Raw genomic sequence first — 5577 nt, 5'->3', positions numbered from 1 at the left:
CATCATCCGAGCCTTCTTCGAGACCGTCCCGGCTCGAAACGCCGCTTGAGCCGGCCGCCGCCGCCAGTTCTTCACGAGCGACCCGTGAGCGTCCACGAGATGGCCGACAGCATTCCGCCTTCCCGCGGGCGCCTCCACTCTTTTCCCACGAGATCCTTCAAGGCAGCATTGTCCTGCATCTTCCGCCACTTGGTAACGAACTTCAAATTGGATCAAGTCCGGGGGCAAGGTCACCCTGATCTACGAAGGGGCATCACTTCCCTGGAGTAGCTGTCGTTCCGAGTGGTTGTCCTTTTCAAAGATAGACCGCGGCGTAAGGTACCAAAGCAAGAACAGCACCGCGACTCCGTTCGTCAGCAGGTTCGTCGATAGTGGCACGTTTAACAACACCAACGGGAGCATCCCCCCTGACACCAGAATGAATCTCGCAGGTAATCCGGCAGATAGTCGATTGGCCAGCGCGATGATAAATCCGCACCCCAAGGCCGAAAGCGGCGCCAACCACGGTCCGACTGAGGCGATGCCTTCAGTAGCAAAAAGCGAGGCATTGAACGCGCCAAGATCATAGACCTTCATCAGCACCGAAAGTTGCTCGTTGTAGGGGCAGCTGATGACAATCTTCAGCAGATTGATCTGGCAGAAGTGCGTGAGTGGGTGTGTTGCAAAGTAGTTGTTGTACACTTCCAAAGCAATCGACGGCATCGCAATCATCCGGGAGTTGATGGCGCCAAAATACATCAGCCCCGCGCTTGCGGGGATCATGCCTGAACGGACCAGCACCAAGGAGGCTATCCCTGCGGACATCGGCAGTAGCAATGATAAAATGACAGCAGCCCGGCTTGCGACGATCATGGAAAGCGCCGCGATGAACACAAGCCAAAAAGGTCCCAGTAGCGTGAGCCTTGTCAAAGTCACCGGATAGAACAACGCAATGAGCAGGAGCGCCGCTGCAGCCCTCAAATACCGCTTGCTCATGGTGCACAGGGCAAAGGCAAACGGGAGCAGGGCGTACGCAGCAATTCCAACGCCATATCGGATCACCAGTGGAAGTTGGATCTGTTCGCGAAATCTGTACATTTCGGATAGGCCGACGAGCCTGAAATGGTAAGTGGCTCCGGCCGCGAGCAACGCGACTGCCAACAGCAACACCCCGTAGATCAGCATGTCCAGATGCGGGACACGCCACTGCATTATTTGCCTAATCGGCGATCTCACGAATAGCGCGGGCAAAAGAAATGCCATGCCCGAGAGCAGGATCGAAACCACAGCGAGACGATGATCGTAGGAGAGGATCGAAAATCTCTCGAACCAGAGATAGCCAAGGATCATCGTAAAGAAGTAGAACCCGAGCAAATAGCCCAAGCTAAAGTTGGCGACTGCAAATACGACCGACACTAGGGCAAAGAACGACATCGCTACCGTCGTGGCGATTGTGCCCGAAAGCTCGTAGTTGACGACGTTCGGAAAGCTATCGACACTGTAGGTTAGAGATGCAAACAGGGTGGCGATGTGCGCGCAAAGCAACACCAAAAGGACAACCACAGAATCGCAGGCTTTGCTCAAGGTTCCTCCTCCCTGGTCCGCTGATGAGGCGAATTCACACCGAAGCGACGCGCATCATGCATCGGCGTGAGCTGAGATCTGGTAAGTGTCTCAATTCGTTGGAGTTTTTCAAATGCGTTGCGGGCTAACAAGGCAATCCACAATCCACCATACCTACGTAATCTCAACGGGTCGAGGCTTGTCCCCGGAAACGTCAGCGAGATTCTGATCCACATGCACCGCGCCAAACGCGCATCTATTCTGACGAGGCTGTGTACCAAACACCGTCCTATAACGCGAAGGCAGATCTTTAATTTCGACTCATGGACGTTCGTGCTGAATACGGGAGCACTTTGCGCTCAGGGTGACCTGCCACTGAATTTTCATCTAGCGGCAGTTAGAGTCTCGGGGTTTTGCTCACTTCATCTGTCCGTCCTTCTTCGGGGCGGACTCTAACTCCTTCTGGAGGAAATACTCAGTGATGCCGATATAAAAAACTTTCTAATTTTCCGATTCAAACAGTAGATTCGGGGGGGCCTCTTCTTCGAAGAAGAAGTTCTTGTACACGTCGCTTGCGGCTGCAGTTTTTGTAACCGTTCTGATTCCGCTTACCCGCAAGATTTAAACGTCCACCAATGTCTTAGCGGAGGCGATCCTCGCGACTGCTTAATGACGGCCATCATCGGCAGCCGCATCAAATCCGAAGAAAGCGTCGTGCATCAAATTCGCACAGCCGTCGGCTCGGTGGTCGAATGGCAGGCTAACATATCTCTGCCGCTCTACATCCGCCTTATGCCGAAACGCAACGTCAGAGCGCGCGCACCCAGAATCCTGTTAGGCGTGTCGCACGGACCAACGTCCATTGCGTGAATTCGTCTGCTTCGCGCACTTGCGCCGACACCAATCCTGAAGTCCCGCTTAGGCGCGACCTAATGCTGGCTAGGCGGCCGGCCATCAACATTTATTGGCTTGCAGCCTGAATCTATGGCAGCCTGGGATGGGATGCTCAAGACCGGCGGTAGGGCGATCCACAACTGGAACCAGCAATGATACTCAAGTCTGAATTACAGAGCGGTCAGAGCGGTTCGGCCCACAGTTTTTGGTTCCGTCCGTCTGACACAGCATTCTCGAGCTCGCACGCGTCCACAATGTTTCGTGAGACGCCTACGCCTTACAGTCCGCCGCCAACCCCCATCGAACTCCCCGATGAGTCGGTTCAGGCGCAGGCTGCGGTTAGCGGCTCCGGTTCGGGCGGCGTGGGTTCTGTCATAGCGGAGACCTCCGGTGGGCTTACTATCAACCTGATCTTCGACGCTGCCGCAATGGCGGCACCTGCCAGTTTCCGGTCTGGAATCGAACAAGCGGCATCACTTTTGAGTGCTGCGATCTCCGACAAGATCACACTAAACTTCGACGTTGATTACAGCGGCACCGGCGGCGGCGCCGCGGCGGGGCCTGATAACGGGCAGTGGCTCAGCTATTCGACGGTCAGGGCTGACCTGGTGAACAATGCGTCCCCAGGCGATACTACTTTCAATGCGTTGCCGAGCGGGTCTTCGATCCAGGGCCAGTCCTCAGTCGCGGTGTGGAATGCGCAACTCAAACTCTGGGGGATGATCGGCGCGACCGACACAACGACCGACGATGGTAGCCTTACCTTTGCCACCGACATCAATCCCAGTCTTCTGGTTGGCGTCGCCCTGCACGAACTCACCCACGCGATGGGACGCGTTCCCTATGGCCCACAACCGGACATTTTCGATTTCTACCGCTTCACCAGCCCTGGTGTCCGGTTGTTCTCGAACACCATTCCGTCTTCAGCGGCCTATTTCTCCCTGGACGGAGGCAGCACGAAAGTCGCGGACTACGGCCAGAACTCGGATCCCGGTGATTTCCTCAACAGCGGCGTGCAGGGACCAAACGACCCCTTCAATGAAGATTACACCGGGAGCACCTTGCAGCATCTCACTTCAATCGATCTGCAACAGCTCGATGCTCTGGGGTTTCACACAACAGCATCATCCGCTCCGGCGGTCACCCAGACTAACGTGGTCTCGCAGCTAGCCGATGGTCAGCTCGATGCGTTGGAATTTAGCTCTGGCAATCTGACGGGCTCTTTGCTGACTTCTGAAAGCTTCTGGAAAGTTGTTGGCGATGTTGATTTTGGCTCGACGGGCAGCAGTCAATTCGTCACGCAATCAAATGGCCAGATAGACCTGCTTTGGTTTTCCGGAGGCAAGCTCTCTGGATCGCTTCTGCTTTCCGGCGGCTACTGGGACGTCAAGGGCGCAGGCCATTTCAGCGGAGACACGCACGCTGGTTTTGTGACTCAGTCAGCCAGCGGTCAGATCGACTTTCTGTGGTTTGATTCCTCGGGCCACCTAAGCGCAAGCGATCTCACCAACCAAGTCTTTTGGAACGTCGTTGGAGTTGCAGACGTAAATGGTGATGGCAATTCAGACGTAATAACCCAATCCGCTGGGGGCCAAATAGACATTCTGTACTTTGATCATGGGCAGCTAGTTGCAAGCAATTTATTGTCGGGGAGCTACGATCCCGTTCGCGACGTTAAGAGTACGACGGCTGGAATCGCGGAATTCGTGACCCAAAATAGCGGTGGCCAAGTCACTGAGCTTGCATTCGATGGCAATCACGTTACCCGGGTCGCAACGGTCGGATCCGTTGGTTTATCGTTGGTCCAAGCGGGAGAAGCGTCCGACCAGTTCCTTACGTCTGCAACGCAGGGTGTAGCGGTTCCTTCCGATCCCGCTCCAACTGCCGCTGCGCCAACGACCTTCGACGGCACGACGCTGAATCTGCAACAGGCATCCACGTTCAGCAGCCAGATGATCGGGTTCACCGGCAACGGCGGCCAGGGATCCGATCAAATCGACTTGCACGGCATCAATTTCCACACCGTCCACTCCAGCTTCGACAACACTTCCGGAGTGCTGTCAGTGAATGATGGCTCGAGCACGACCACGCTCCACTTCCTCGGGGTGCATGCGCAGGACAATTTCCACTTCGCTGGTGACGGGAATGGAGGAACATTGGTTGTTGCGGCGGCGTCGCCGAGCGAAAGCGGCAACCAGCTTTCCAATGCGGCAGCGCAGGACACATTCGTGTTCGCGGAAAACTTCGGCCATGCGACCCTCGCGAACTTCGCGCCGGCGACCGATACACTGCAGTTCAGCAAGGACGTCTTTGCGGATCTGAGCACCTTGGTCGCAGCGATTCATGACGACGCGTCAGGCAACGCGGACATCACGGATGCCGCACACGATACGATCACGCTCCAGCATGTCACAACGGCGCAGTTGCTTGCGCACCAGAGCGACTTCCATATTGTTTAAAATCGCACTTCCAGCCTGTTGCTTTTGCATGGCTATGAGCATGCGGATCGATCCCCGGCTGCCCAGGTCCCAAGCTCCTAACACGCTGGCAAATTTGCCGAGTTTGGACAGCATGTTCTAAATTTAGCAGCCGAACACGACCATCTGGGTGGCAGCCACTTCTCTTTTCTGAGAGGCCTTCGACGTACGCGCAGCTCTGGCACGTGCCGAAATACCACGCATCTCAGAGGGGACGTAAGGCGACGATGACACCTCGCTCAGCTACCAGGGCAAGTCACGTGAACCTAAAGTTCGTCACACAACGTCCGCTCGGTTTTGTGGCAGAAGCGTTTGACGGAAGCCAAGATCTTGATCGGCAGACTTGGTCCATTTGAAGGGCAGCCTCGGGACTTTGTTGTGCAGGTCGATGAAGGTGCGGATATCGGCCTCGAGCTGCCTGACGGAAGTGTGAACGCCTCGCTGGATTTGCTTTCTGGTGAGTTCAAGCAAGTTCAGCAAACCAGCGTTCGACCTGATTGATCCATGACGCCGAAGTCGGCGTAAAGTGGACATGATAGTGCGGCCGTCGGGCGAGCCACGCCTTGATCTTTGGTGTCTTGTGGCTGCCGAGATTGATGGGGTGGACGCCCCCTGACGGCATCGCTGTGCCAAAGTGGTGTCGTTGATCATCACTTGAACGGAG

General features: G+C 55.7%; 3 protein-coding genes and 1 pseudogene. 2 read left to right on the top strand and 2 right to left on the bottom strand.

Going from position 1 to position 5577, the window contains the following annotated elements:
* Positions 1 to 240: 240 nt before the first annotated feature.
* A complete protein-coding gene (locus tag JQ586_RS39880; protein WP_212400095.1) occupies positions 241 to 1563 on the bottom strand; it encodes a hypothetical protein in 1323 nt (440 codons plus the stop codon).
* Between the two features lie 648 nt (positions 1564 to 2211).
* Here JQ586_RS39880 and JQ586_RS39875 point away from each other — a divergent pair.
* Both JQ586_RS39875 and JQ586_RS39870 read left to right on the top strand, forming a co-directional pair.
* Positions 2212 to 2412, top strand: coding sequence for a hypothetical protein (locus JQ586_RS39875; protein ID WP_212400094.1), 201 nt, complete (start codon positions 2212 to 2214; stop codon positions 2410 to 2412).
* Between the two features lie 278 nt (positions 2413 to 2690).
* Positions 2691 to 4895 carry an NF038122 family metalloprotease gene (locus JQ586_RS39870; RefSeq protein ID WP_212400093.1) on the top strand — a complete coding sequence of 735 codons (2205 nt, stop codon included), beginning with the start codon at positions 2691 to 2693 and terminating at the stop codon, positions 4893 to 4895.
* Between the two features lie 284 nt (positions 4896 to 5179).
* Here JQ586_RS39870 and JQ586_RS39865 read toward each other — a convergent pair.
* Positions 5180 to 5577, bottom strand: a pseudogene (locus JQ586_RS39865) (hypothetical protein); the annotation flags it as partial.

Source organism: Bradyrhizobium jicamae, from assembly GCF_018130215.1.
Taxonomy (GTDB): domain Bacteria; phylum Pseudomonadota; class Alphaproteobacteria; order Rhizobiales; family Xanthobacteraceae; genus Bradyrhizobium; species Bradyrhizobium jicamae_A.
The sequence above is the reverse complement of the archived record's forward strand: the minus strand, read 5'-3'. Positions and strand labels throughout refer to the sequence as shown.

Excerpts from the sequence above, each read along its gene's own strand:
- JQ586_RS39875 (WP_212400094.1), top strand. The coding sequence starts at position 2,212 with ATGACGGCCATCATCGGCAGCCGCATCAAATCCGAAGAAAGCGTCGTG.
- JQ586_RS39870 (WP_212400093.1), top strand. The coding sequence starts at position 2,691 with ATGTTTCGTGAGACGCCTACGCCTTACAGTCCGCCGCCAACCCCCATC.